This is a genomic window from Arthrobacter sp. Y3222053 (genome assembly GCF_059092805.1).
Genome location: NZ_JBNHIA010000016.1, coordinates 1 through 560, shown reverse-complemented (window position 1 = coordinate 560; position 560 = coordinate 1). Strand labels below are relative to the sequence as shown.

1 rRNA gene is annotated in these 560 nt (G+C 57.3%); it reads left to right on the top strand.

The features are described 5' to 3' along the window. Positions 1–349 precede the first annotated feature (349 nt). A 23S ribosomal RNA gene (locus AC5RUW_RS16620) occupies positions 350–560 on the top strand; the annotation flags it as partial.

Genomic DNA, 560 nt, shown 5'->3' with positions numbered 1-560 from the left:
CCCATGTCGGGAACATATGTTTCCCGGTGGGTGCTCAAGGGTGGAATATCAATGAATAGGTGCCGGCTGTGCCGGTGGTCGACTGGTTAGTACGTTCCCTTCGGGGTTCCGGAACGCGGTTGGTTGCCGGGGGCTGGTTTTTCCGTTTGGCACACTGTTGGGTCCTGAGGCAACAGGACCGTGAAGGAACCTGGAGCCTTGTTGAAGGTTTTCCTGCGCGCCTGTCCGCGCTTTCCCTGGTGGGTCCCGTGAGGGGTTCGGGGTTGGTGGCGGGGTGTGACGGGGTTGTTGGTTGAGAACTACATAGTGGACGCGAGCATCTTAAAAACTGTTTTTTGTGATCGTTTGTGGTCAAGTTTTTAAGGGCACACGGTGGATGCCTTGGCATCAGGAGCCGAAGAAGGACGTGGGAATCTGCGATAAGCCTGGGGTAGTCGATAACCGGACGTTTGAGCCCAGGATCTCCGAATGGGGAAACCCCGCCCGGCGTGACTTTGTTGCGACCGGGTGACCCGTACCTGAACACATAGGGTGCGTGGAGGGAACGCGGGGAAGTGAAA